26 protein-coding genes are annotated in these 24409 nt (G+C 46.8%); 12 read left to right on the forward strand and 14 right to left on the reverse strand.

The window, feature by feature from the left end:
* Positions 1-108: 108 nt before the first annotated feature.
* The gene (locus tag MPET_RS02745) at positions 109-1368 is read right to left on the reverse strand and encodes a DUF1015 domain-containing protein (protein ID WP_013328494.1); all 1260 of its coding nucleotides are present in this window, start codon (positions 1366-1368) and stop codon (positions 109-111) included.
* A gap of 124 nt (positions 1369-1492) precedes the next feature.
* On the opposite strand from MPET_RS02745, the gene rimI reads away from it, so the two are divergent.
* A complete protein-coding gene (rimI, locus tag MPET_RS02750; RefSeq protein ID WP_013328495.1) occupies positions 1493-1945 on the forward strand; it encodes a ribosomal protein S18-alanine N-acetyltransferase in 453 nt (150 codons plus the stop codon).
* Between the two features lie 33 nt (positions 1946-1978).
* Here rimI and MPET_RS02755 read toward each other — a convergent pair whose 3' ends face one another.
* From MPET_RS02755 to hmgA, 3 genes are all read right to left on the reverse strand, one after another.
* Entirely contained in the window at positions 1979-2569 is a 591-nt protein-coding gene (locus MPET_RS02755) for a GNAT family N-acetyltransferase (RefSeq protein WP_013328496.1), read from the reverse strand.
* Positions 2570-2617: 48 nt separating this feature from the next.
* Positions 2618-4738 (reverse strand): hypothetical protein, encoded by a 2121-nt coding sequence (locus MPET_RS02760; RefSeq protein ID WP_048130554.1) that lies wholly within the window; start codon positions 4736-4738, stop codon positions 2618-2620.
* A gap of 409 nt (positions 4739-5147) precedes the next feature.
* On the reverse strand, positions 5148-6353 hold the full coding sequence (gene hmgA, locus MPET_RS02765; RefSeq protein ID WP_013328498.1) for a hydroxymethylglutaryl-CoA reductase (NADPH): 1206 nt from the start codon (positions 6351-6353) through the stop codon (positions 5148-5150).
* A gap of 44 nt (positions 6354-6397) precedes the next feature.
* On the opposite strand from hmgA, the gene MPET_RS02770 reads away from it, so the two are divergent.
* Both MPET_RS02770 and MPET_RS02775 read left to right on the forward strand, forming a co-directional pair.
* Positions 6398-7312, forward strand: coding sequence for a class I SAM-dependent methyltransferase (locus MPET_RS02770; RefSeq protein ID WP_013328499.1), 915 nt, complete (start codon positions 6398-6400; stop codon positions 7310-7312).
* Positions 7313-7377: 65 nt separating this feature from the next.
* Positions 7378-8226, forward strand: a complete 849-nt coding sequence (locus MPET_RS02775) for a mechanosensitive ion channel family protein (RefSeq protein WP_013328500.1) — start codon at positions 7378-7380, stop codon at positions 8224-8226.
* Positions 8227-8575: 349 nt separating this feature from the next.
* On the opposite strand, the gene MPET_RS02785 is transcribed toward MPET_RS02775, so the two are convergent.
* The 5 genes from MPET_RS02785 to MPET_RS02805 are packed head-to-tail and all read right to left on the reverse strand — an operon-like array spanning position 8576 to position 12452.
* Positions 8576-9094, reverse strand: a complete 519-nt coding sequence (locus MPET_RS02785) for a TspO/MBR family protein (RefSeq protein WP_013328501.1) — start codon at positions 9092-9094, stop codon at positions 8576-8578.
* Between the two features lie 43 nt (positions 9095-9137).
* Complete coding sequence (locus MPET_RS02790) at positions 9138-9530, reverse strand: Zn-ribbon domain-containing OB-fold protein (protein ID WP_013328502.1); 393 nt, start codon at positions 9528-9530, stop codon at positions 9138-9140.
* A complete protein-coding gene (locus MPET_RS02795; protein WP_013328503.1) occupies positions 9530-10702 on the reverse strand; it encodes a thiolase domain-containing protein in 1173 nt (390 codons plus the stop codon). The genes MPET_RS02790 and MPET_RS02795 overlap by 1 nt, the downstream gene beginning before the upstream one ends.
* Complete coding sequence (locus MPET_RS02800) at positions 10699-11748, reverse strand: hydroxymethylglutaryl-CoA synthase (RefSeq protein ID WP_013328504.1); 1050 nt, start codon at positions 11746-11748, stop codon at positions 10699-10701. The genes MPET_RS02795 and MPET_RS02800 overlap by 4 nt, the downstream gene beginning before the upstream one ends.
* Positions 11742-12452 (reverse strand): transcriptional regulator, encoded by a 711-nt coding sequence (locus MPET_RS02805; RefSeq protein ID WP_013328505.1) that lies wholly within the window; start codon positions 12450-12452, stop codon positions 11742-11744. The genes MPET_RS02800 and MPET_RS02805 overlap by 7 nt, the downstream gene beginning before the upstream one ends.
* Before the next feature lie 93 nt (positions 12453-12545).
* On the opposite strand from MPET_RS02805, the gene MPET_RS02810 reads away from it, so the two are divergent.
* From MPET_RS02810 to MPET_RS02835, 6 genes are all read left to right on the forward strand, one after another.
* Positions 12546-13238, forward strand: coding sequence for a DUF120 domain-containing protein (locus tag MPET_RS02810; protein WP_013328506.1), 693 nt, complete (start codon positions 12546-12548; stop codon positions 13236-13238).
* Complete coding sequence (gene ribB, locus MPET_RS02815; protein WP_013328507.1) at positions 13231-13899, forward strand: 3,4-dihydroxy-2-butanone-4-phosphate synthase; 669 nt, start codon at positions 13231-13233, stop codon at positions 13897-13899. Before MPET_RS02810 ends, ribB begins: the two co-directional genes overlap by 8 nt.
* 138 nt (positions 13900-14037) lie before the next feature.
* Positions 14038-15102: a PAS domain S-box protein gene (locus tag MPET_RS14365; RefSeq protein WP_052297231.1), complete on the forward strand. Its 1065-nt coding sequence runs from the start codon at positions 14038-14040 to the stop codon at positions 15100-15102.
* A complete protein-coding gene (locus MPET_RS02825; protein ID WP_013328509.1) occupies positions 15103-15777 on the forward strand; it encodes a M48 family metallopeptidase in 675 nt (224 codons plus the stop codon). It begins immediately after the preceding gene.
* 68 nt (positions 15778-15845) lie between these two features.
* Positions 15846-17003 carry an iron-containing alcohol dehydrogenase gene (locus tag MPET_RS02830; protein ID WP_013328510.1) on the forward strand — a complete coding sequence of 386 codons (1158 nt, stop codon included), beginning with the start codon at positions 15846-15848 and terminating at the stop codon, positions 17001-17003.
* A gap of 108 nt (positions 17004-17111) precedes the next feature.
* Positions 17112-18272, forward strand: a complete 1161-nt coding sequence (locus MPET_RS02835; protein ID WP_013328511.1) for a PAS domain-containing protein — start codon at positions 17112-17114, stop codon at positions 18270-18272.
* On the opposite strand, the gene MPET_RS02840 is transcribed toward MPET_RS02835, so the two are convergent.
* The gene (locus MPET_RS02840) at positions 18269-18715 is read right to left on the reverse strand and encodes an adenylyltransferase/cytidyltransferase family protein (RefSeq protein WP_013328512.1); all 447 of its coding nucleotides are present in this window, start codon (positions 18713-18715) and stop codon (positions 18269-18271) included. The two genes, MPET_RS02835 and MPET_RS02840, sit on opposite strands and share 4 nt — an antisense overlap.
* The gene (locus MPET_RS02845; protein ID WP_013328513.1) at positions 18712-19083 is read right to left on the reverse strand and encodes a Mov34/MPN/PAD-1 family protein; all 372 of its coding nucleotides are present in this window, start codon (positions 19081-19083) and stop codon (positions 18712-18714) included. Before MPET_RS02845 ends, MPET_RS02840 begins: the two co-directional genes overlap by 4 nt.
* A 96-nt stretch (positions 19084-19179) precedes the next feature.
* Here MPET_RS02845 and MPET_RS02850 point away from each other — a divergent pair, with 96 nt between their 5' ends.
* Positions 19180-19656: a universal stress protein gene (locus MPET_RS02850; protein ID WP_013328514.1), complete on the forward strand. Its 477-nt coding sequence runs from the start codon at positions 19180-19182 to the stop codon at positions 19654-19656.
* Positions 19657-19663: 7 nt separating this feature from the next.
* Here MPET_RS02850 and MPET_RS02855 read toward each other — a convergent pair whose 3' ends face one another.
* Complete coding sequence (locus MPET_RS02855) at positions 19664-21082, reverse strand: dihydropteroate synthase-like protein (protein ID WP_013328515.1); 1419 nt, start codon at positions 21080-21082, stop codon at positions 19664-19666.
* A 44-nt stretch (positions 21083-21126) separates the two neighbouring features.
* Here MPET_RS02855 and MPET_RS02860 point away from each other — a divergent pair, with 44 nt between their 5' ends.
* Positions 21127-21795, forward strand: a complete 669-nt coding sequence (locus MPET_RS02860; RefSeq protein WP_013328516.1) for a CehA/McbA family metallohydrolase — start codon at positions 21127-21129, stop codon at positions 21793-21795.
* Positions 21792-22577 (forward strand): tRNA pseudouridine(38-40) synthase TruA, encoded by a 786-nt coding sequence (truA, locus tag MPET_RS02865; RefSeq protein WP_013328517.1) that lies wholly within the window; start codon positions 21792-21794, stop codon positions 22575-22577. The genes MPET_RS02860 and truA overlap by 4 nt, the downstream gene beginning before the upstream one ends.
* Before the next feature lie 347 nt (positions 22578-22924).
* Here truA and MPET_RS02870 read toward each other — a convergent pair whose 3' ends face one another.
* Complete coding sequence (locus tag MPET_RS02870) at positions 22925-23770, reverse strand: hypothetical protein (RefSeq protein ID WP_013328518.1); 846 nt, start codon at positions 23768-23770, stop codon at positions 22925-22927.
* Between the two features lie 66 nt (positions 23771-23836).
* On the reverse strand, positions 23837-24388 hold the full coding sequence (locus MPET_RS02875; protein WP_013328519.1) for a DnaJ domain-containing protein: 552 nt from the start codon (positions 24386-24388) through the stop codon (positions 23837-23839).
* Between the last annotated feature and the right edge of the window lie 21 nt (positions 24389-24409).

Raw genomic sequence — 24409 nt, forward strand, 5'->3', positions numbered from 1 at the left:
AAAAGAGTATCTGGAAGGGTTAATAAAACCGTTACTAACTGATTTTATATGTGGAAGATATTGTAGTATTTATGCTGAAAAGGAAATTATTTTGAAAAAAATGATGATTTAATCAAGAGTGTGCAACGTAAGGCCTGAGAGAAGCTTTGGTTCGAACCATGTGGATTTGGGTGGCATGATGTTTCCTTCGTCGGCGATTTTAAGGACAGTTTCCACCTTTACCGGCTGCATCGAGAGAGCGACTGCGAATTCCCCGCTGTTTACACGCATTTCAAGATCGGAAAGTGGCCTTGCGCCGCCGAGATACTGCAGCCTCGGATCTCCCCTGGGATCGTTTATCCCAAGCATATCCTCCATGACCTTCTTCTGGAGAACGGAAACATCGAGTGATCCTATGGTGTCTCCAGGATTTTCTAAAGGACAGGTTATCTCATACCATTCGCCTTTGAGGTACATGTGAAAGACATGGCGCGGTATGCCGGATTCTTTTAACGGAGGTATCCTGAATACTGTATCGTCGATCTCACCGTATTTTTTAATCTCGAATTTTTCCCCGAGCGCCTTCATAAAGGACTCGGGAGTATATTTCCCGAGATCCGTAACCAGCCTTGAGTAGCCGTGGATCTTTACCCTGTTTTCGGAAAAGATTACTGCCATGAATCTTTCAGACTCATCAGTGGATGTCCTGTTCTCCCGGCGCTTTAATGCGACATTTACAGACGATTTTGCCCTGTGGTGCCCGTCGGCGATATATAATGAGTCAATACCTTCGAACATCCGGATGATCTTTTTGATCTTTGCGTCGTCAGAGATCCTGAATACCTCGTGGACTATTCCCGAATCCATTTTTACTATGGAGTCGGGCTGTTCTTCAGGAATAAGCGATTCAATGTAATGAAAAACATCGCCAGGGTCCCTGTACAGGAGAACGACAAGTCCCGTGTTTGTATTTGTCACATCTATATGCGTGGTCCTGTCGATCTCCTTGTCGTAGCGTGTCAGTTCGTGCTTTTTTATCTTGTTTTCTATATAATCATCGACCGATACATTAGCAACGAATCCCGTGTATATGTTCCCGCCCTGTTTAACCCTGTACAGGTATATTCCGGGTTTGTCGTCCCTTACCAAAAGGCGGTTCTTAATCATATGTTCGAGGTTTTTCTTAGCCTCTGCATAAACTTCCTCCGATTCGGCGGGAAGATCGGGGAGAACGGCATCCGAACGGATTACCTTCATGAAGGAGTCGGGATGTTTGTCTATCCATTCCATTGCCTCTTCCCTGCTGATGACGTCGTAGGGGACACAGGCAATTTCTCCGGCATCCTTTGCAGCTGGCCTGATTGCGGGGAAACTGAATATTTTGACCATATTTTTTAATCCTCTTTTAGGAGTATTCCTAATTATTATATTGTTAAATCTAATATGACTATCCGACCAATAATATGTATTAATATGGTATGCCGGATTTGGCATTTGCTGTAAACGATGCAATATGAATAATGTTGAAATAACCCGTGCCGGACTTCCGGATATCTCTCGGATAGTCGAGATCGAGAATAACCTGTTTCCCGATCCCTGGAACGAACAGGCGTTCAGAGATGTGCTGTTTTACTACTCCAACACTTTTTTTACACTGAAGAGCGATGGAGATATTGTCGGGTTCATTACCGCCGGGATCGAGGATACATCTGAGGTGCTATACGGCCACATCATGAACCTCGCCGTCGTCCCGGAATACAGGAAGATGGGTCTGGGGGGCCGTCTCATGCAGAGGATGGAGTATGAGTTTATCGTGAGCGGTGCAGAGGGCTCGCAGCTTGAGGTTCGAGTCTCTAACGGGGACGCAATCAGCTTCTACAAAAAGCTTGGGTACTCTCAGGTGATGGTTATCGGGGGATATTATAACAACGGCGAGGACGCCGTTCTTATGATGAAGTGGTTTTAAGTTATGGATTATGGGGTGATGCCAGTTTTTTGGTTATCCCCATTTTAATCTAAGATACTCCTGAAAGGACTCGTCCAGGGCCTCCTTCAAAAGACCGTAAAGTAGCTGGTCATAATAATCCCCGTGTGCATGCCAGTACTTCTTCCTCCTGCCTTCGAATTCGAAACCGCATCTCTCCATGATCTTCCGTGAGGCTGTGTTTCCTTCAGCCGTATCCCCGTTCAGGCGGTAGGCGTCAGTGAATGTGAATGCATAGTATACAAGGAACTCACAAGCCTCTGTTCCAAATCCCTTCCCATGATATTTATCGTCGATCTGGTAACCGATGAGATATGAACCCGGGGAAAATTCAACCGGAAGGATAGCGCACTGGCCGGCGAATTCCCTGTTTTTCTTTGAACTTATTGTAAAAACCGGGGATTCGGGTATTCTTCCTTCATAAAGGGCGGCTGAAACCGATTCGATTAGCGGAGTAAAATATGCAGTCGTTGCTTCAGGGGTGTTAGGTCCGAAGAAGAGCCATCTGCAGACTGTTTCCTTTGCAAGCATTTTGCATATGTCCTCGAGATCTTCAGGGCGGACATAGGAAACAGCGATTTTTTCTCCTGACCAGTTTGTTTTCATGTTATCAACAACGGGGAAATAGGAATCAGGTGCTTAAGTTTAAAAAAATTATTTTTTATTCTTCTTTTTCTCAGGAACTGCTACGAAGTTTTCAAACTTTTTCCTGAATACTATCAGAAGTATTATCGATATTACTCCAATAATCGACAAGATTAAGCCTGTTGTGAATGATGCCGGCTGGAATTTGAAAGTAACTTTTCCTGTGTCGGATTTTATCTCCGCTCCTACCATATTTCCGACAGATGCCGCCGCCTCTCCGTTGACCTTCCATCCGTCGTAATATGCAGTTTTCAAAACAGCGATATCTCCTGTTTCAAAGTCGCCTGTGGCAATGACTTCATCTGGAGTGAATTCTTCGATCTCAACAGGGATTAATTCCTCAGATCTCAAAATAAACACGTTTGGGAGAATATTTTCCGGAACGGTTATCGGTACCCCTTTGACCATTGTGGTATAATTTGTTATTGATAGTTCTCCTGAACTGGCGTACTGCGTGTCGACGATATAGTCTGCAGTGGAATATTGCTTATCGCCGATTGTATAGAATACTGGTAGCATCGTATCAAGATAATAAGCCCAATAGGCGCTCATTGAATGAATGCCGTTATTCATGAAGTGATATGTGTAGTCCATATTCTGATAGGCCCATCCGCTTGTATATGCCCATTTCTGGATATTATCTGTTGGCAGATTTTGGAACTCATCAATCACGTCTATTGCAGCACTTGTATCTAATTCAGGGTTGGACGGCACTATAAATGTAAGGCCTGCCATGCAACAGATAATTATGTTGACTCCTACGAGAACAGGGACGATTCTGCTCTTTTTGTCAGTCAATTTATCTTTAATCCCATAGATTATGAGAGCAAGCACTACTATAGCAACAACCGCAGTTTTGGCAATTACAAGGGGAGTAATCGTGAAATCTATTATTATGAAAATTATATTGATCAAAAGTGCAGCTGAAAAAATATAAATCAATGTGTCTTTTGTGATCTTTTCAGAATACAGGAGAGCAATGAAACCGAAAACCATAACTATTGCGACAACTGCCTCTAATGTGGGAATCTCCTCATATGGAAGCTCGATGACCTTCAGGACAATCAGTATCAGGGTGCCATATAACAGTGATTTCTTCTGTTCTGTGTCCAGTTTAAATGAATTATTTTCTTTTAGTTTTTGACAGACGATGATCAGACCGTATAAACTCAGGAATATCAATAACGGCATCAGTGAGCAGAAAACTCTTCCCGGACACCTGAAGGAAGATAATATTGGAAGCAGATGTATAAATGACAGGATCACCTTCCCGCCGTCTGCGTAGATTAATGCAAATAATATTGCACAGAAAGATGGAATTGTAATAATTCTTTTCCCATATACAAGGGCGATTATTATCAGGAATACAGAAACAGCCCCGATTAATACCGTACTTTCCTGAATGCCGTATTGAAGGCCGGTGTATGCATATCCTTTGTTAATCGGAGTACCAAAGATAAATGATGCAAGATTGCTTTCAAGGGACCCGCCTCCTCCTAAAGGATCTACCGTTCCATCAACCCGTAGAAGTTTATCAGATATCGATATCATCGGGATGCTTTTTATTGCCGTCAGCAGGAGAAAAATAACGGTCGATATCGCAAGGATTATTATGGCTTTTATATCGGTTTTTTTGGTAATGATAAAATACAATGCGAATATTCCCATTAAAATGAAAGATAGAGCAAATAAATAGACTACCCCTGTAAAAAAGAAAAGTGCTGATGTCAGGGAAAAAATAAGAACATTTGTCACTGTATATTCAGATTTATAGATTATTTTTGCAAATGAGTAGTAGAGAAGCGGTATCCATGCAAGAGAAAAAACGATTATTTCATGGCCTACATACACTCTTGAAAGCATAAGAGCTGAAAAGATGTATAATAATGAAAAGGCCATTTTTAGGTTCTTCTTCTCAGTTATCAGACCTAAAAGGAGGTATGTAGTTATAAATGCAACAATCAGGTGCAGGATGGTTGAATAATTAATCTGGGCATATATATCCTGAGTTATGTTTAAGAGAGGTATTATCAGAGGATAATAAAAGTCCGAACCCGGGCTTGCAAATTCAGGAAATCCTGTAATCCAAAGATTATCCCAGAGAGTAAACCCGGATTTTGTGTATATCATCCATTCCAGAGTACTATGCAGGGTGTCGTGATAATCTCCGCAAAACGCTCCATTAGTAGTCAAAACATCAATAAATGCAACAAATACCAGGAAAACAGGCAACAGGATTACAGCCCAACCTCCAGATCGCATTTTTTGAATAAATCCGTTTAACTGATCACTCATTTTAAAAACCTACTCATATTGAGATCTAATGTTCGATTTTTGATTGTTTCGTTTTATCTTTAATCAGACATTATTATTTTTATTTCATGTACTGACTTGCTGGTGGAAGGAATCCATATCAATCCTTTCTGAAATCTTAGATGTCGGAAAAAAGTGTATTGCTGGATCCAGAATTTATTTACAATTAAATTCGGGCAGTCCTAAGACCTGTTGTAAAAGGAGATAAGATATTCTTTTATTTTAATTACCTTCCCAGCTGCTTGTGAGCCCTTGCAAGGTGTCCTGCACCGAGAGCACCTATGAGTGAAAGTTCCCCTGCGAGAACAGCAGCAGCGATTATCTCCGCAAACTTCCTCGAATTTGCGCCTGAAGTCTCCCCCCCGCCTGCACACCCGAGAAGATTGAGAGCTTCTCTCTGGGTATCTAATCCGGTCCCGCCGCCGACAGTTCCAACCTGGAGTGAAGGAAGTGTCACTGAAACATACACTCCGCCTTCCGCCTGTTCTACGGTCGTTATTGTGTTCGAACCCTCGACGACATGGGCGGGATCCTGCCCGCATGCAAGAAAGACTGCCGCGATGACATTTGCCGCATGGGAGTTGAAGCCGAGCGAGACGGCCCTTGCAGATCCGACAAGGTTCTTCTTCATGTTGACCTCTGCCATTGTCTTCGAGTCGGTCTTGAACGTGGACTTGATCAGGTCATCGGGAAGGAAGACTCCTGCAACAACGGTTTTTCCCCTTCCTAGTATGACATTTATTGCCGAAGGCTTCTTGTCAGTACACATATTTCCTGAAAGAGCAACGAGCACAACCCCTGTCTCCTCCTGTATCTTCGCCGCCACCTTCTCGCTTGCGATTGTGACCATGTTCATGCCCATCGCATCTCCTGTAAAGAACTCGATCCTGGCGTGTAAGTTTGTCCCTGTCACAAAGCAGCGGATATCCAGGAGTTTTCCATGCGAGGTGGTTGTTTCGGCAATCTCTTTTAAGAGAGTGATATTCTCTTCGATCCACCGTGCTGCTTCTGTGGCCTGAACAACGTTCTTTGCGGCGAAAACCGGTGCTCTTGTCATACCGTCACGCTGTATCCTGACATCCGCTCCTCCGGCAAGCGTTATCGCCTTGCAACCCCTGTTTATCGATGCGACAAGCGCTCCTTCGGTCGTTGCAAGCGGAATATAAAATTCATCGTCCGCGTACTCCCCGTTGACCTTCAGTTTTCCTGCAATGCCGACCGGAACCTGCACTGCGCCTATCATATTCTCGCAGTTCTTTTCGGCGGCCCTGTCAATATTTATCGTGAAATCACCGATTTTATCGAGTTTCTTCCCGGTCTCCATCTCTATAAAGGCCCTCCTCACCGCTACTGCGTCTTTCGGGGGCATCTCTTTCTCGAGCGAATGGAGCTTCAGCCTTCCTTCTTTCAGTCCAGAGAGATAATCATTCATATTGATTACTTATTGGTGAGGAGTATACATATTATAATGGTCTTATGGCAAGGGAAAGCCGCTGTATAAAAGTTTTAAAAAAGGAAGGAGAGAGGACGAGGAGAAAGCTCGCTGAAGATGGGTTTCTCGACAATTCCCTGAAACCGTTCTCGGACGAGGGCTTCCTCTATATTCCTGTCACCGGGGAGATCCCGGGGGCAGTGTCAGAAATATTCGAAGAAAGGGATGCCTCCGAGCCTCTCCCACGGCACGAGCTTATCGGCGGAATCGCAATCATGCAGGACTGCGACAGGGGTGAGGCACGGCGTCTCCTTGATTCACGCCCGGTAATACATACGGTGCTGCATTCTGAAGGGCCTGTTACCGGGGAGTACCGGACGAAGGATTACATTTTTCTTGCCGGGAAAGAGACCACAAAAGCAGATTATACAGAATATGGGCAGAGGTTCCTGATAGATCTCTCGGCCGCATATTTTTCCGCCCGCCTTGCAAACGAAAGGCAGAGGATTGCCGCGATGATGAAAGATGGTGAAAGGCTTTTGGACATGTTTGCGGGTGTCGGGCCGTTTGCGATAACACTTTCAGGCAAATGTTCGGTGGTATATGCAAACGACATCAACCCTGCCGCGGTGAGTCTTCTTGCAGATAACATCAGGCTCAACAAAAAGAAGAACATTCTTCCTGTGCTTGCCGATGCACGTCGTTTGGGGAGCATTTTCCCACCGGAAAATTTTGACCGGATAATTATGAATCTCCCTATGAAATCTTCCGAATTCCTTGATACCGCTTTCAGGCTCTGTAAATCAGGAGGGATGATCCATTTCTATACACTTCAGTCGCAGCCGGGGGAGATGGAAGAGGAGCTGGAAAAATATGAATGCGAAAAGATTTCGGAGAAGGTTGTCCGCTCGTACTCCCCGTCCCAACATCACGCGGTTTATGACATTAGGGTAATCTAAGCGTATTCTGAATTCGTAAATACATTATACCATAACCGAGAAAGTACCCCTAATGGTGATCCCAAATGGCAGATTTTGATCTTTCAGCAACGGGTCTGGATGCTTCAACGCTTGAGAGCAATTTTGAAACATTGTCTACAATAACTATAGAGGAGATCATCTTTGCTTTGATCGTCCTGGTTGTAGGATATGTTGTAGTAAAGATAATAATAAACAGGATCGAGCACTATTTCTCAAAAAGTACAAAGATGCCCAAATTGATGGCCATCAATATTGTTAAGGCCATTAAGCTTTTCTTATATATCATTGTCATCCTTTGCGCACTCCAGGCCTTGGGAATTGAAGTAAGTGTATTTATTATCAGTATTTTCGCTTTCATCTCCATAATAATGAGTTTCGGAATGAAGGACACGATAAACAACCTTGCATCTGGTGTCTGGATCGCTGCATCAAGGGCGTATGATATCGACGATGAAGTTGAGTTGTCGGGAAAGCACGGCACCGTTATGGACATGAACGTAATGGCTACGGAGATCAAACAGCTCGACAATACAAGAATTATAATCCCCAACGGCACTGTGTGGAACAGTCCCATAATCAACGTGACCCGGATGGACAGAAGAATGATCGCCGTGGAGTACGGTGTTGCTTATAATACTGTGATACAGGATGCTATCGATGTCGCCCTTAAGGTTGCGGACGAGCACCCGAAGCTCCACAAAGAACCGAAACCCATCGTCCGCTTCAGGGAGATGGCGGATTCAGCTGTTGTCCTTCAGCTCAGGGTGTGGGTTGATACCGATGACTACTACCAGGCCAAATCCGACGTTTTGACCGGCATATACAATGGACTTAACAAGGCAGGCATCGGAATTCCGTTCCCGCAGGTTGATGTCCATATGAAGGACGATTAATCTTTTTTTTGATCGTTTATTATTTAGAAATATTTTAGGAAATCAAGCCTTGGTAATTTCTCAGTATTGATGTTCTTTTTGTCTGGCTTTTGTGAATGGGGCATAAGCCCCTTCGGAGCAGCTCTGTGCTCAGTCCGCTTCGCGAACTTTCGCAACGATGATAACCCGGCCTGGACGCTACCCTTCCGGGTAGCCTCGGCCGGGAGAAAACTCGGTTTTAGGAGTATCATCTGTTTCTTGGAGCAATAGGGGATGCTCGCCCATCCCCTATTGCGATCTATCACAATCAGGGGGAGGGTTATAGGGAGGGGGATGTTCCCCCTCCCTGAATCTAGTCTTGTTGAAATTCTCAGGAGTTTAAAACAAGAATCTGCCAGTTCAGGAAGGCGGCAAAAGTCACCCAGATGAGGTATGGCACCAAAAGGTATGATGCGTTTTTATCGATCCTGTAAGAGGTGACGATCGTCAGGAGAATGAAAATCCAGAGTGCTATTATGCATGAAAATCCTGCAAGAGGATTTTCAAGTCCGAAGAAGAGATACGACCAGCTGAAGTTCAATACAAGCTGAATAAAGAAGAAAAAGACCGCGATTCTTACTTCCTTTAATTTCAGGTCTTTGTTGAGAAGGAGATACAGCGATATGCCCATTAGGATATACAGGCATGTCCATACGATTCCGAAAACAAATCCCGGCGGTGTCAGGTCCGGTTTAATCAGTTCTTCCGCGTACCAGGTTCCAGGTCCGGTTTTGGTAAAAATAGATCCGAGCCCGCCTGCTATCAGGCAGACAAGGACGGACCCTGCAAGCAGGCTGCCCTTTTTTATTCTTTCATCGTTCGGATTTGGTATTGCTGAATGATCTTCCATATCGCCCTCTCTCCTAGGAGGGGATATGCTATGTTCGGATATTTTATTTTACCGGGACGAATTTCGTCCCGTAGACTATCATGCCCGAGTCGCCGTCTGCAACAATCTTCCTGAACGTTGCCCGGACCGGCATCCCGATCTCCATATCCTCGATGTCGCACACGACCGGGGCTGTCATCCTGGTACCTTCCTCAAGCTCGATTATTGCGATTGGGTATGGTGTTTCGTAATCGTAGGGCGCACTTGCAGTCCTGATGATCGAAAAGGTTACAACCTTCCCCGTGCCCTTGAACTTGTGCTCCACCATCTTTCCGTCTCTCCTGCACTGAGGACAGACAGTCCGGGGCGGGTAGTAGTAAGTGCCGCATGTCTCGCATTTCGATCCGATGAGATTATATCTCTGCGGCTGTTTTCTCCAGAAACGTGGGACCGACATTAGTTTACCCTCCTGAATATGTTTGTAACGACCGTAGCACCAGTTCCGCCTACGTTGTGTGTCATTCCGATCTCGGCTCCTTCAACCTGCCTTCCTGTGGCTTCCCCGCGAAGTTGTTCGACGACTTCGCAGACCTGCTTGATTCCTGTTGCACCCACCGGGTGTCCGCATGCCTTCAGGCCGCCGCTCGGGTTTATCGGAAGTCTTCCGCCGAGTGCCGTTTCGCCTTCTTCGGTCATGATTCCCGCCTTTCCTTTCTCGCAGAAGCCGAGGTCTTCGATTGCGCAGAGTTCCGCTATCGTAAAGCAGTCATGAACCTCTACGAGATCGATATCCTTTCTTTCGAGTTTTGCCATCTCAAAGGCACGGTTTCCTGCTGCGACCGTTGCGTCGAGTGTGCTTATGTCGCGGCGGTCGTGGAGTGCGATCGTGTCCGTAGCCTGTGTCGATGCAAGCACCTTGACGGGCGAATCGGTGAACTCCTTTGCTCTTTCAAGCGGACAGAGGATAACCGCTGCCGCACCGTCGGTGACCGGCGAGCAGTCCATAAGGCGGATAGGATCTGCTACAAGCGTCGAGTTCAGAACCGTATCGATAGTGATCTCTTTTCTGAACTGTGCGATGGGATTCCTTGCACCGTTGTAGTGGTTCTTTACGGCGACCTGTGCGAGCTGTTCGCGTGTCAGGCCGTAGCGGTGCATGTAGTCCCTCGCGATCATTGCGTAGAGCGACGGGAACGTAACCCCGTAGATGCCCTCCCACTCGCGGTCGGCCGCACCTGCAAGAGCATCTGTCGTAACTCCTCCGTCGACATCGGTCATCTTCTCGACTCCCGCTGCTATTACTATATCGGACATGCCGGATGCAACCGAGGTGTATGCCTGCCTGAATGCAAGTCCGCCGGATGCACAGGCCGCTTCCGTCCTTGTTGCAGGAATATGCCTTGTGGATGCAAGGCCGACTGCATCGGCGATAAGGGCCGAGATATGCTCCTGGAGAATAAACCTGCCTCCGCTCATGTTCCCGACGAACATCTCGTCGATCTGGTTTCCGTCGACGTTTGCATCTTCAAGCGATTTTATACCAGCCTCAACGCACATCTGTCTGAACGACGAATCCCATTTCTCACCGAAAGTAGTGAGGCCTACTCCGATTACTGCTACTTCTCTCATGCTGCCCTCACAATTTTGCCTTTGTGTTTTGCATAAACTGCATAGTCGACATACTTTTTGTGGTTGAGCAGATCCTCTACTGAAGGAGCCGCCTTCCTGTTGATGAGTGTCTCGATCTTATCTGTCACTGTTATATCAAATGCATCGCTGCCTGAACCGGATCCGTATGATGTGACGAATATCCTGTCACCCGGTTTTGCGATATCGAGCGTTGCTGAGAGTCCTACAGGCACTGCTCCCGAATAGGTGTTTCCGAGTCTCGGGACGGCGAGGCCGGGTTTGATCTGTTCGGATGTAAAGCCAAGCATTGCCGATACATTTCTCGGGAACTTTGCGTTGGGCTGGTGGAACACCGCATAATCATAATCCGACGGTTTTGTTCCCATGTATTCCAGCATCATCTTTGCAGCACCCTGGATGTGCTTGAAGTATGCCGGCTCTCCGGAGAACCTTCCTCCGTGGCGGGGGTAACCCTGTCCTTCACGTCTCCAGAAGTCCGGAGTATCGGTTGTAAAGGAGCATGTGTGGTTAATCTCTGCAATCGGGTCCTTGTCACCGATTACAAATGCGGCTCCTCCTGCCGCAGCCGTATACTCCAGTGCATCTCCGGGGGCTCCCTGGGCTACATCGGCTCCTATTGCAATACCGTATTTTATCATGCCGCTCTTTACAAGGCCCATGCATGTCTGGATACCTGCCGTTCCTGCTTTGCACGCGAATTCGTAGTCCGCCGCTGTCATGACCGGCGTTGCACCGATCGCCTCACCGACTGTTGCTGCGGTCGGCTTTACCGCATATGGATGCGATTCGCTGCCGACATATATCGCTCCGATCTCGTCAGGGTTTACGCTCCTTCTTTCAAGGGCGAATCTTGCCGCATTGACAGAAATCGTAAGAGTGTCCTCGTCAAGATCCGGGACAGCCTTTTCCTTAACACCAAGACCTGCTGCGATCTCGGCGCCGTTTGCTCCCCATACCCTCGCGATCTCTTCGGTTTTAATCCTGAATCGCGGGATATAGGCACCGTATGTAATAATTCCTACCATGGTTCATCTCTGAGTATTTTAATAATCTCGTCAATTCCGTTTTCAGTACACAAAAGCGTGATCCTGTCCTTTTTTGCAAGTTCAGGGACAAGAGGATTGATCTTTTCCGGAGTAATTCCCTGAAGTATGACGCATCTCGGCTTAAAAGGCGTAACCCTGATTGCGATCATGGGCGACTTTCCGGTAGATACGTTGGTGAATATCAGGGCTCGTTCTGTACTCCACCCGTAAATTTTGTTGAATTCACTCGAAGATAGCTGTATAATTGCATTAAGACTGTTAACAATCGTGTAACCGTAGATCTGGTGATCCAGATCCCCGTTGATAAGTGTGCACCCGATGGATTCGCAGAATTTGTCGAGTTGTATCGGTGTGTCGTAATCGTGCATGTCGTAGATTACATCGTCGTCAAAGTCGGAGTAGAGGATGTTGGCGTACTTTTTCATGAATTTTCCGCCCGAATCCTCATCGATCGAGAGAATTGTCTCGACAATCTTTCCGACGACTGCAGTACCGGGGCTTTTTCTCCTTCCTCCTTCGTAATCGGAGATTACGGAGGGCGATACTTCCAGCCTCTCGGCAAGAAGCCCGGGTGGGATATTGAAATTCATCCTCCATTTTTTGAGGGCCTCGCCGGGAGAATCCGAAAGGGTGATCTCACCCGCCATCTTTTCTGCAAGACGGTTCCGCAGCACGGATTTCATAGGTATTATGGTGATCTTTTCATTAATATAATTAGCGAATAGAAGTTCGTCGATTCACGAAATCTTATGGATTTATGAAAACTCATATATGGTATGCATATCAATTTTGATATTGCAATGATAAGTAACGACGACCTGATGACATTGAAAAAGATCGCTCTCATGGGCGGTCTGAAATCCCAGGTCTGCCTCTCTTCCCAGGCGATGGGGGAACGGCTTGAGATCAGCCCGCAGACGGCTTCAAGGCGCCTGATAAGTCTGGAAAAAGAGAAACTAATCTCAAGAACAATCCGTCCCGACGGCCAGTATATAAGGATCAATGAATCCGGCGAAAAGATCCTCAGTGGTGAGTATTTTGACTATTGCAGGGTCTTCGAGAAGACAGACGTAAGCTATCTGCTCCGGGGCGAAGTCATTAGCGGGCTTGGCGAGGGGCGTTATTATGTCAGCATTCCTCATTATATGAAGCAGTTCAGGGACAAACTCGGCTTTGAGCCTTTCCCCGGCACGCTTAATCTCCGGCTGGATCCTGTCAGTCTTGAGACGAGAAAGGAACTTGAGAAACTGGAATGGGTGGAAATTGAGGGATTTGTCGACAACGACCGGACATTCGGGAGCGCAAAATGCCTCCCGTGCCGCATAGAGGGGTCGGCATCGGCGATAATTGTCCCCGGGAGAACCCATTACCCCGACGATATCATAGAACTGCTCTGCGAACACGGCCTGAGATCAAAACTCGGACTGAAAGATGGTGACAGAATAAAGGTTGAGATAACAAATGATTGAAAAGGCAATAGAAGCGATGAAAAACGGGGAGATAATCCTCATATACGATTTTGACAGCCGCGAAGGCGAAACCGACTTTGCAATAAGATCGGACGCCCTGACAAGAGAGGACATCTGCAGGATGAGAAAAGATGCCGGCGGTCTGATCTGTACGGCAATTCACCCGAAAGCTGCGGAGAAGATCGGGCTTCCTTTTGCAAGCGATGCCCTGAGGGAAACAGGCTTTGCCGAGAGGGACGGTGATATCCCTTACGATCCGAAAAACCATTCGTCATTTTCGATATGGGTCAATCATAAAGATACCTTCACCGGAATAACCGACAATGACAGGACTCTTACTGCAAACCGTCTCTCGGATCATGTAAAGAGTGCAATGAACGGAGGCAAACTTAATTTCTCCTCGGAGTTCAGGACTCCCGGCCACATGGCCCTTCTCCGGGCAAATGAGAAGCTGCTTGACCAGAGACGCGGACAGACCGAATTGTCAATTGCCATTGCTGAATTCGCAGGCGTCACACCATGCGTAACAATCTGCGAGATGCTTGATGATAATACCGGTAAGGCTCTCTCGAAAAAGGATGCTATGGAGTATGGCAAAAAACACAATCTGGTCTTTGTAAGCGGCGATGAAGTCCTGGAATACTGGAATAATAATCATTAAATATAATCAGTCCAAACAACTATCCTATAATTTTCGGAAAAGGGGGATTTTGTTGTCGGAAATGCAAAATAACAATCAATACAATCTTATTTTTAATTGTCAAGTGTTACTATGACATTATCTTCTCCCGGGGACTTTATGGATTCTGAAGATCGGTTGGTGTCGATTTTTTCCGGCCTCAGGGAAGAGATTGTAATTGTTGTCGATCTTTCTTCCATGAAGATTGAAGGAGCGAACGACAAAGCTCAAAATTTGCTTGGATACGATTTGCAGGAACTTTCCTGCCTGAAGCTGTCAGATATAATAGCATGCTTCGGCACTCCTGATGTCATAGGCCGGGAGGAGGAGTTGTTTTCAGGCAGAAGCTATTTTTCGGAATTTATATCCAGTAACTCAGGGAAGATCCCGGTTTCCTTCTCCTTAAACCATGTCGAGACAGGCATTAAGGAATATGGGGTTATTATCGGAAGGGAGACCCCTGTTGGTTTGGAAACACCAGGGAACACGGATTTTTCACCTGCCAGTTTTATGAAGGTTCTTGACTCAATCAAGGAAGCTATTGTTGTTGTTGACCGGAATATGAAGATCAGGCTCTACAATGCTCCTTTCAGGTTCCTGGCCGAGAAATGTGGCTACAGGAGTGAGCTTATAGGAGCCTCGCTTCATGATACGGCAGATTTCCTGACCGGAAAGCTGTCCCTTGAATATAAATACGTATTCAAGTCCGGGAAAAGACTTGATACGTCTGTAAAGAAAAAATTCTCTTCCCAGATGCTGTGGTATGAAGTGGTGAAGTCGCCGTTCACAGTCGACGGTGAGGTCACCCATGTAATTTCAGTTATCAGGGATATTACAAAGCAGCAGGAACTTGAAGAGATGAAAAAAGAATCCATATTCCAGATTGAAAAGAATATGGAGCAGTTTGCCATATTAAATGATCATATCAGAAATCCGCTTCAGGCCATAGTAGGCCTTGCGGACCTGGATGGCGGAAGCAACTCCGAAAAGATAATTGAGAATGCCTTTCAAATCGATGCTATTGTAAAAGAGCTGGATTCCGGGTGGATTGAATCGGATAAAATCCGGGAAATGCTTCTTCGCCATTATGGTCTGAAGATTAAGAGAAGGCCGAATGTCAGCAGCCCTATCGGGATGCTGACCGTAATCGGAAAAGAAAGGAATGAAAAGTCTGATAACGATTAAATGAAGCAGTACCCTTTTGAAATCATAATAAATCACAGGGAGGTTAGTAGCAGCAGGATTCGTATAAGTCCCGACTGCAGGGTATATGTAACTGCTCCCCGGGGTGCCGATATTGAGGCATTGATCGATTCAAAAATCGAATGGATTATGAAAAAGATCGGCGAACTGGATCGGCTGGCTTCCGAATATCAAACAGGTGACGGTAGTTTCATCTACAACGGCAGGATGTGGCACCCGGTCTTCTCCGAATCACGTCCTGTCACTTTCAGCTGGCCCGATATCCATTATCCTTCTGTAGAAAAACTTCGGAAGGCTGTTTCGCAGGAACTGAAAGAGGACATTATCCATCGCCTCGATCACTATTCAAAAAAGATGGATGTCGAATATTCAAGGGTTTCGATAAGGAACCAGAGAACCAGATGGGGTAGTTGTTCAGGGAAGGGGAACCTGAATTTTAACATCCGCTCTATGGCGCTACCGGAGAATATAAGGGATTATCTTGTCGTCCATGAACTTTCACACAGGATTGAGATGAACCATTCCCCTGCTTTCTGGAAGAAGGTCTCGGAGTATTATCCGGGATTCCGGCAGGCTGAAAAAGAATTAAAAGCCTATTGGATTATAATTGCCAGGAGCAGAATCTGGGGTTCGCTTCTTGGTTCTAAGGATATCTGAAACTTGACAACTCCATTAACTTAATCTATTAATCTTGCAGTATTCAATCATATTGAGAGGGGATTTTAATGACGGGGTACAACAGGGACGTAAGGAAATTCGTTTCACCGGAGTTTATTACCGGGATCGGAGCAAGGAAGTTTGCAGGAAGATATTCCTCTAATTTTAACCTGAAAAAAGTACTCCTGGTAACGGACTCCTGTGTCAGGAGATGCAGATGGATCTCCCCGATTACGGATTCTCTATGCGACAATGGTATTGATTATGAGGTTTTTTCATCGATAACCGAAAACCCCAGCGTTGATGAAGTCATGGACGGCTCCCGTGCCTTTAGAGATTCCGGCTGCGAGGGTATTGTCGCTGTCGGCGGAGGGAGCGTTCTGGACTGTGCCAAGGGAATAGGCATCATTGCCGAGAACAGCGGGCATATATCCGAATATATCGGCATAGATATGATCAGAAACCCGATGCCCCCGCTAATCTGTATCCCTTCTACAGCCGGAAGTTCGGCTGATGTCTCACAGTATGCGGTTATATCGGACCGGGAGCAGCGAACAAAGAACCTTATAATCTCCAAATCTCTTGTCCCTGATCTCTCTCTTATCGATCCTGAACCGCTATCGACTCTTCCCGGGGATATTGCAAGAAGCAGTGCGATGGATGCGCTGATTCATGCAATGGAAGGTTACTGTTCGAACGGGTCCTCACCTGTTACCGATATGTTTGCTATGAATTCGATCGAAATGATCGCAGAAAACATAGCTCCTGATTACTGGAATGATCCGGACAGGCGATTTAAAATTATGATCGCGAGTCTCTATGCAGGTTTGTGCTTTTCCAATGCCGGTTTAGGCCTGGTACATTCCATGGCTCATGCACTTGGAGGATGGACCGGGATGAATCACGGATTAGCTTCGTTCATTGTATTACGTGATGTAATTCAGTACAATATGGAAGCAGCGCCTGGCAGATACCGTAAAATCGCCGGTTTTATTGGAACAGATACGGAAAAACTGCCCGACGATTCATCTGTTCCGGATATTATCGGAGACGGGATGATGGAGATGTTCGGTTATGATGAAAGACCGCCGCTTTCCGGTCTCGGCGTCTTAAGGGAAGACATCCCAGAACTTGTTCAAAGGACAATGAACGATCCCTGTATTGCGACCAATCCCCGGTTACCACGTAAAAACGATGTAGAAGAATTATATCTCAATCTTTTGTAAAAAAAGCCTGAATTTGAGAAGATCATATCTTTTAATCAATTGAGATCTTTTTTATCAACATTACACATATAGTCATATACGCAGTCCTGCATGCCGGGATGAGATACCATGAGTGATCCTGAATACGATCAGTATGACGATTTAAGGAAGAAGATCCTCGGTCTTGGAGATTCATCTTTCAGGAAAACATATTATCCTGTCCTGAGGCACAAGCAGATGGAGCTTGAACGTTTCCGTATAATTCTCGATCATGTAAATGACATGGTATTTCTTATATCATATCCCGAATGCAAGGTCGTCGATTTTAGCCTCAGGGCGGCTGAAAAGCTTGGGTTCCGGCCCGAGGAGATCACAGGGAGTGAGATTTCGCGATTTCTTCATTATGATTCAGGAAAACCCGTTTCGCTGCATGAAATGAAAGACAAGGCCGAAAGAGTACTTATCAGGGCGGAGATCGAGTGTAAACAGGGCGAAAGGATTCCTGTCGAGGCAGACTTGAGTTTTACGAATTACGGAGATGAGATCTATTGTGCGGTGATATGCAGGGATATTTCCGAGCGTATCCAGATGGAGAAGATGATCTTCGAATCGGAATCCCAGTACCGGACGACAATAGAGGCGATCACCGACGGAATACTTGTCGTCAATTCATCAGGGCGATCGATAATATGCAACAGGGCCTTCAGGGATCAGTACCTGCGTTTTGCAGGCAGGGTCTTTTCACCAAAGATAAATGCGAAGGATTTTTTCAGGAATATCGGGCTTTTTAAGGATGACGAACTGGATTCATTCATGAGTTCGCGTGATTTTGAGGAAAAAACCGGCAAGATCCTCATGAACGATAAAATGGCGGTGCTGAAGGTCCGGAAGATGCCGATATCCCATGAATTCAGGCACGGACTCTCTGTTCTGATCCTGAGTGACATTACCCAGAGCACAGTCCTTGATGAGATCAGGAGGGACGTATTCTATCAGCTGAATCACAATATGGAGCAGTTTGCCATACTTAACGATGAGATAAGAAATCCGCTTCAGGCGCTTCTTGGAACAATAGAATTAGAAAATCCAATGCTTGCCGCTGCAATTCATCCCTTCATCAGCGAGATAAATACAATTGTTCGAAGACTTGATATCGGCTGGCTCGAGTCCGAGAAGGTACGCGGAATGATAAAGAAGCATTACGGGGTTTCTGTTCTGGACAAGGATGAGATAGGGGACGCGGTATTATACCTGAAAGAGTTCGGGCATGATGAGGGAATGATTCTTTAATCCGTCGAATCATCCTGGAGCTCTTTGCATCTCCTGATAAGTATCTGTTTCATAATATTTCTTGAACTGCAGAAGCCTTCTCCCGAATATCCTTCTATTCTGACAACTTCTGCGGAGATGCCGTTCTCTTCGAGATCGCATTTAAGCTTCTCCTCATTGAAGAACTGGTTGAAACCGAGGGTTATGATGTCCGGCTGGATCTCCCGTATAGGCTCGAAGATGTCCGTAGTCGATCCGAGCCTTGCGTAGTCGACCGGCTTTAAAGACTGCACCATACGGAGGCGCTGCTGTTCGGGGATTACCGGCTTCGGCTTGTGCCTTACGTTTTCATCCCTTGCAATAATCACATGAAGTTCGTCGCCAAGTTTACGCGATTCTTCGAGATAGTAGATATGCCCCGGGTGCAGGATATCGAATGTCCCGGTGGCAACGATTCTCTTCAATCTATCACTTCCACGCTGCAGGGGCTCCCGTCTGCAAAGAAGCACCTCCAGTCATCTTCAGTATATGGGGCCCCGATTATGATATGATATTTCCCTACCGCAGGGAAGAACCTGAGGTCGGCATCCGAGGGTCTTATCGCACCGCTCGGGTGGGAATGTGCGCTTCCGGAGATTCCTGTGCCAAGGGGCATCATGTCGGGCTGATATCTTGCACTGCTGCTGCCTGTGATCGTGCCCGGTGCGAGTTCAAATTCGTCTATAGTATCCCCGTTTTTTATCAGCAGGGCTAAAAATTCGGAAGGGTGACTGCTTTTGCCGAGTTCGAGTAGTATCATGAGCAGTTCTCGCTTTATTTTTATGTCGGGCATCTGTCTATTGATATAGACTATCAGAAAAGATAATTCTTTCAGATCGAAGGCCGGCGGAATCAAAATGTTTATACCCTGAACTGGTGAGGATAGTTCATGTACTCAAAAATTCTGGTTGCAATCGACGGGTCTAAGCCTTCTTTGAAAGCTCTTGAGAGGGCAATTGAAATAGGGAAGTGCTGGAAATCCGAGATTCATGCCGTATATGCAGTAAATCCCGGAATATACGGAACAACTGTTGTGGACCCGGCTATAGGAGTGTCCGATCCCGGTTCTGAAAGAATATTCAATATGCTCCAGGAAGAGAGCAAAAAAATTATTGAAGATGCAAAAAGCTTCACAGGGGATCAGGGTTACTATGTAAAATACCACGAAAAGCTCGGCGATGCAAGGAATGTCATACTGGACACCGCGAAGGACCTGGGTGTCGATCTGATCGTCCTCGGTTCGACCGGCAAGGGAATGGCGAAGCGGCTTGTTCTCGGCAGTGTCAGTTCTTCAGTGGTCTTTCACAGCCCGGTATCAACCCTTGTTGTCCGGGATTTGGGGGAAAAGAAACAAAAGAGTAACTGAACGAGACCTAAAAAGGTCCGTCCTGCTCAAAACTCCGGTTGAATTTCAGTGCAAGCTCCGCTTTGTAGAGCTCCTTTCCAAGATACGCGGCATGATCCATGAGAGAGACCCTCTCCTCTTTCAGGAGCATGTGAAATAGATCCTCCCACTTTTTCCCTTTTATCGCTCTTCCTTTGTGGACCGCAACGATGTACCCGTCCTCTATTCCTATTCTTATGTTCCCGGCGGGATCGAAGACCAGTTCATCTATGATCCCGCCTGCCTCGTTACAGGTTGTATATGAAAGGGGCAGCTCATGCCGTCTTCTCTTCTCTTTTATGCAGAACAGATCGATGCCGAGGTCCTTCGGGTACGGCCTGTTCGATGCGAGGACCATCATCTCGGATGCACGCCTCATCTCCCTGACCGAACCTTTTGTTTTGTCCGAGTGTTCGCTTGTGAAAACGATCGATGCTCCTGCCTCCATCGCAAGTGCGGCAAGGAGGGCGTTTGCACCAGGGGAGTCGGCATCTATCAGCTCCACGACATTTCCCGCACCGAAAAATACGGGGTGTCCGCATGGGACAAAACCTGATAGTGATTGAAGAAGTCCGGACCCTGCAGGCTGCAGGAGAGGATCGGCAATGATCCTTTTGATCCCTGTTGCCCCGGCCATCTTTAGATTCTCTTCGAGTGTTTTTTCATTCGGGACGATCACCGCGGCAGCACCAGCTTCTGCGACCTCTTTCCCGATTACCGGAATATTCCCCTCGTGAAGCGAGAGTATTAAATCCGCATGGCCCAGTGCAGCTCTTATCAGTCCGGGGTCCTGCGTGTCTGCGGCGAAGACAGTTTGGATGCCGGATACTTCCTCAAATACCCTCCGGACATCGTCCGGTGTTGCATCGAACCCGAAGCCGAGGTCGATGATGTCGGCACCGGATTCTATGAATTCGAAGACTATTTCGCGGAGATTATCCGTCTTATGCGCATCCATGATCTCGGCGAGAACCTTCATTCTCGACCCTCCGCCGATCCGGAGATTGCCAATATAAAAATCGGGTTCTGATCTTTCTTCTGCCTCGCTGATCTTCGAGTATGCCTCCTCTTTCTTCTTTGAAGCGATCAGCTCGTCGGCAGGTATTGTTCGTGAGAGTTGCAGTTCGTCGATATGGCCGAGGATCAGTTCGAGATCTGCGGCGTGCCGTGGTCCTAGGTATACCGGAATGCCGAATTCCTCCTCTACTCCCGAGAAATCCGCCGTGCACATGCCGGAAACAATTACCATATCGTATTTTACTTTACTTCCTGACAGGATTGCTGAAAGTTTTTTAGGTGCGAGGAATGCGGCGATCTTTCCTGCAACGGCTACATCGGCCCCGAATCTTTCCGCGGCTTTTTTTACCACCGGATATGCAATCTCGCCTGTCGGGAGGAGTATGCGCATACCACTTGAATTAATATGGCAAGGGAGAAAAATACTACTATCCGATGCTGAAATGCGACCTTCATGTGCATACGAAATATTCCCGCGACGGCGAGAGCAGTGTTGAGGATATTATCCGGATGGCAGAGAAACGCGGTCTTGATGTAATTGCCATTACGGATCACGACACTGTCGGGGGAGCGAAGTACGCACAGACAATAAAAACAGATATTATGGTAATTCCCGGGGTTGAGATCTCGACAAAATCAGGTCATCTCATTGCGCTTGGCATAACCGAAACTATTCCTGCGGGTCTTGATTTTTATGAAACCGTGGATCGTGCAAGGGAAATGGGAGCGTTTTTGATCCTCCCTCATCCTTTCCACCAGTTCAGGCATGGTGTGGGCACCAGGCTGAAGGATGCCATCGGGGCCGTTGATGCAGTCGAATCGTTCAACAGCCGCTATATTATAGGATCTGCAAACAAGAAGGCGGAGAAGAAAGCAAAAAAGTTCAAAAAGCCTTGTGTTGCAGGAAGTGACGCTCATAATGCAAGATTCGTCGGTTACGGTGTAACTGTTGTCGATTCGGAGAAGGATATGCAGTCGATATTCGATGCAATATCCGCCGGCAGGGTCTGCATTATCGGGAAGATGACTCCGCTTAAAAGCTATACGGGGCAGTCTTTAAAGAACACCAAGCGAAAGATTGTCAGAAAAGTCAGGCATAAATGAGGATTGCTTTTCTTGTATCGTATATTGGAACGGATTTTTACGGCTCCCAGCAGCAGCCGGGGATAAGAACCGTTGAGGGGGAATTTATCGGCGCATGTATCGATCTGGGGCTTTTTTCCGACTGGAGAGATGCACGCTTTCAGTTTTCAGGAAGAACCGATGCAGGCGTGCACGCAAGATCCCAGATATGCGCATTTGATACGGATTATCCGGAGCGTGCGGTCTCGGCAATAAACAGGAAACTTCCCGGGGACATCAGGTGCAGGGGATGGGCCGGGGTTCCGGAAGGATTCAATCCGCGTTTTGAGGTTTCGGAAAGAATCTATAGGTATTTTTTCCCAGATGGGAATCTGGATTGGGGTAAGATGTCGCTTGCTGCCGAATATCTCCCCGGAGTACATGATTTTTCCCGTTTCGCCCGTGTCGAGGGGAAAAATCCCGAGAGAAAAATATTCTTGGCAGAGATAATCCCTGATAAGGAGGGAATAATCTTCGAGATTCGCGGGGAGAGTTTTCTATGGAATATGGTCCGGTGCATATCCCATGCCCTTTGGCTGGTTGGGAGCGGTTCAGAATCCCCTGAAGTAATATCGGCTGCGCTATCAAATACTGATGGGCCCCGTTTTCCCGCTGCACCTCCTGAAGGGCTTGTTCTGTGGGATCTAGTTACGGATCTGGAATTCGCTCCGGTGAATGGTCTCGAAAAGAGCGAAAAATTCCTTGATGACTTCAAGTGCAGGCACCACCAGCTTTTGAAGGCCGCTGAGTTTTTGATAGAGTGAATATTTTTTTAGTAAGGTGAAGGGAGGGGGATGATTTCCCCCTCCCTATAACCCTCCCCCTCGTGGCGATATTGTCGCAAACCGAAGGGCTGTCGCCCTTTCGAAGCCCAAGGCGGCCTTCGGTCACCATTTGTGAAAACTAGTTTTTGAAGGATGGACAAGCATCCCCTTTTGCTCTGGAGAAATAGGTGATATCCTAAAACCGGGTTCTCTCCCGGCCGAAGGCCGGGTTATCGCAAGCGCAAAGCCCTGAGGTCAGGGCGTGTTCGCGAAGCGAACTTGCGCAAGGGTTGCCCCTTGAAGTATAGTTAGTCCTTTTGATTAAATCAATTAAAAAAAATAAAAGGTTAAGTCGTGATGATATCCACTCCGGAAGGCTTCATAACGGTTATAAGCCATCCTGGGATCGACTGTGATGTCTTCAGGACTACCTTGAAATCATCCCTGTTTGTTACGACGCCAATATATGTTGCAGTGACTTCGTAATCGGCATTATAGATAGGCATTCCGAACATCGTGATTATTACATGCTTTGCCGGGAAAGTGGTCGATTCACCCAGAGAGATAGTTCGCCTGTCGTTGTTGATGGAAAGGGTTACTGCATTTCCGCTGCTGATCGCCTGGACGGGAATAGGTCCGAAGTCGATCTTCTGGCTGTCGGGAATGAGTACATCATATGTACCGGTATATGAGAGCGGGTAACCGTATGCATCGAGAACACTGTTTCCGGTAATCAGGCTGACATATCCTCCCGCCGCGATTAGAATCAGAATAATAATAATCCCGAGCGCGATCTTTCCTCCGTGGCCCTTTTTCGGAGCTTCAGCCTTCTGCTGGGCGCGAACCTCTTTTTCGATCTGGGCCCTATTCCTCTCGTCTTCGAGACGCTTTCTCTCTTCCTCGCGTGCCCATTCGTCTTTTTCCTTCTTCTTCCTGGCTTCCTCGGCAAGACGTTCTTTTTCGGCCTGCTTCTCCGCTTCTATCTTCTCGTATTCCCTGGCCTTTTCGGCGTTTTCCTTCTCGCGCTTCTCTCTTTCGATCCTTTCGCGTTCGTCTTTCCTTATTTTTTCTTCATCAGCCTGGGAGAGTCCGGGTTTCGGTTCTTTGTCCTCCGGTTTGTCCGGGAGCTTGACCGCCTCTCCCACCTTCTTTGTAAAACCTTCAAGTGATTTTTTGTCAGGTAGTTTAACCATGTGTATCACCTCGATGATATTGCTCTATATGTCGAATTAGCTATATTTAAATTGCGAAAAAAGTAGTTATTTCTCATCACTTTTTCTGACGAGGAATGGTTTTCCATCTATGACGACATATTCGTCCCCTTTTTGAATGAAATGATCTGAATTCAGAAGCACTTTTTCTGCACCGTCTACAAGATATCTCTCGGGGCCTTCGACTTTGAATGATAATTTCCCGCCGATATCGATCAGGCCGTCATCGTAGACGATATACTCCCTCTCCCCCATTATGAGGTGGCGGGCGCCGGTCATAGCAACTTCAGCACCGTCGATCAAAAAATGCTCCTCTTTTTCGCAGGTATATTCATAATCGGCCATCAGGGAATATTCGTCACTTTCCGGGATTTCCTCCTCTTTGGATGATTCATTCAGCTCTCTGTCATAGGCGCTTCTCTTTTCGGGATCTGATAACACTGAATAGGCGGCAGATATTTTTTCGAAAAGCTGTTTTGCATTCGGGTGCGTCGCCGTGTCAGGGTGATATGCTTTGGCGAGACTGCGGTACGCTTTTATTATCTCATCAGATTCTGCGTTCGCATCAAGACCCAGCACTTCGTAGTAATTCTGCGCCATCTGATTACAGGTATGTCTGCT

It is taken from the genome of Methanolacinia petrolearia DSM 11571 (assembly GCF_000147875.1).
Classification (GTDB): Archaea; Halobacteriota; Methanomicrobia; order Methanomicrobiales; family Methanomicrobiaceae; genus Methanolacinia; species Methanolacinia petrolearia.

Bases quoted from the DNA above. Each gene is read 5' to 3' on its own strand.
- MPET_RS02745 (WP_013328494.1), bottom strand. From the start codon at position 1,368: ATGGTCAAAATATTCAGTTTCCCCGCAATCAGGCCAGCTGCAAAGGAT.
- rimI (WP_013328495.1), top strand. From the start codon at position 1,493: ATGAATAATGTTGAAATAACCCGTGCCGGACTTCCGGATATCTCTCGG.
- MPET_RS02755 (WP_013328496.1), bottom strand. From the start codon at position 2,569: ATGAAAACAAACTGGTCAGGAGAAAAAATCGCTGTTTCCTATGTCCGC.
- MPET_RS02760 (WP_048130554.1), bottom strand. From the start codon at position 4,738: ATGATATACACAAAATCCGGGTTTACTCTCTGGGATAATCTTTGGATT.
- hmgA (WP_013328498.1), bottom strand. From the start codon at position 6,353: ATGAATGATTATCTCTCTGGACTGAAAGAAGGAAGGCTGAAGCTCCAT.
- MPET_RS02770 (WP_013328499.1), top strand. From the start codon at position 6,398: ATGGCAAGGGAAAGCCGCTGTATAAAAGTTTTAAAAAAGGAAGGAGAG.
- MPET_RS02775 (WP_013328500.1), top strand. From the start codon at position 7,378: ATGGCAGATTTTGATCTTTCAGCAACGGGTCTGGATGCTTCAACGCTT.
- MPET_RS02785 (WP_013328501.1), bottom strand. From the start codon at position 9,094: ATGGAAGATCATTCAGCAATACCAAATCCGAACGATGAAAGAATAAAA.
- MPET_RS02790 (WP_013328502.1), bottom strand. From the start codon at position 9,530: ATGTCGGTCCCACGTTTCTGGAGAAAACAGCCGCAGAGATATAATCTC.
- MPET_RS02795 (WP_013328503.1), bottom strand. From the start codon at position 10,702: ATGAGAGAAGTAGCAGTAATCGGAGTAGGCCTCACTACTTTCGGTGAG.
- MPET_RS02800 (WP_013328504.1), bottom strand. From the start codon at position 11,748: ATGGTAGGAATTATTACATACGGTGCCTATATCCCGCGATTCAGGATT.
- MPET_RS02805 (WP_013328505.1), bottom strand. From the start codon at position 12,452: ATGAAATCCGTGCTGCGGAACCGTCTTGCAGAAAAGATGGCGGGTGAG.
- MPET_RS02810 (WP_013328506.1), top strand. From the start codon at position 12,546: ATGCATATCAATTTTGATATTGCAATGATAAGTAACGACGACCTGATG.
- ribB (WP_013328507.1), top strand. From the start codon at position 13,231: ATGATTGAAAAGGCAATAGAAGCGATGAAAAACGGGGAGATAATCCTC.
- MPET_RS14365 (WP_052297231.1), top strand. From the start codon at position 14,038: ATGGATTCTGAAGATCGGTTGGTGTCGATTTTTTCCGGCCTCAGGGAA.
- MPET_RS02825 (WP_013328509.1), top strand. From the start codon at position 15,103: ATGAAGCAGTACCCTTTTGAAATCATAATAAATCACAGGGAGGTTAGT.
- MPET_RS02830 (WP_013328510.1), top strand. From the start codon at position 15,846: ATGACGGGGTACAACAGGGACGTAAGGAAATTCGTTTCACCGGAGTTT.
- MPET_RS02835 (WP_013328511.1), top strand. From the start codon at position 17,112: ATGAGTGATCCTGAATACGATCAGTATGACGATTTAAGGAAGAAGATC.
- MPET_RS02845 (WP_013328513.1), bottom strand. From the start codon at position 19,083: ATGCCCGACATAAAAATAAAGCGAGAACTGCTCATGATACTACTCGAA.
- MPET_RS02850 (WP_013328514.1), top strand. From the start codon at position 19,180: ATGTACTCAAAAATTCTGGTTGCAATCGACGGGTCTAAGCCTTCTTTG.
- MPET_RS02855 (WP_013328515.1), bottom strand. From the start codon at position 21,082: ATGCGCATACTCCTCCCGACAGGCGAGATTGCATATCCGGTGGTAAAA.
- MPET_RS02860 (WP_013328516.1), top strand. From the start codon at position 21,127: ATGCTGAAATGCGACCTTCATGTGCATACGAAATATTCCCGCGACGGC.
- truA (WP_013328517.1), top strand. From the start codon at position 21,792: ATGAGGATTGCTTTTCTTGTATCGTATATTGGAACGGATTTTTACGGC.
- MPET_RS02870 (WP_013328518.1), bottom strand. From the start codon at position 23,770: ATGGTTAAACTACCTGACAAAAAATCACTTGAAGGTTTTACAAAGAAG.
- MPET_RS02875 (WP_013328519.1), bottom strand. From the start codon at position 24,388: ATGGCGCAGAATTACTACGAAGTGCTGGGTCTTGATGCGAACGCAGAA.